General features: G+C 34.9%; 1 protein-coding gene. It reads left to right on the top strand.

Annotation, left to right across the window (positions count from 1 at the left end; translation table 11 throughout):
- Nucleotides 1–49: 49 nt before the first annotated feature.
- Nucleotides 50–232, top strand: a 183-nt coding sequence (locus AOA60_RS33310) for a hypothetical protein (RefSeq protein ID WP_218240601.1), incomplete at its 3' end; no start/stop codon positions are given.

Here is a 232-nt window from a genome sequence, read left to right as displayed (position 1 = left end):
CAATTCACTATATGCAAATGAAATCGAACTAGAAAAGGACGAGTAGAACATGCTTGGAAAAAAGACAGCCTACATAACTGCAATGGGACAAAAAGCTCCCTTTAAATCACAACATCCAACGTACAAGCTAGGACACTATTTTTCGAATCATAATAAAAATGAACTCCCTTGTCACTGGACGTCAATAGAATACTTATTTCAAACTTATGATCAACTTATTATTGTCGGTAAC

It is taken from the genome of Pseudomonas sp. 2822-17, assembly GCF_002742485.1.
GTDB classification, from domain to species: Bacteria; Pseudomonadota; Gammaproteobacteria; order Pseudomonadales; family Pseudomonadaceae; genus Aquipseudomonas; species Aquipseudomonas cyclaminis.
Note: the sequence above shows the minus strand (reverse complement) of the source record. Positions and strands in the feature narration are given on the sequence as shown.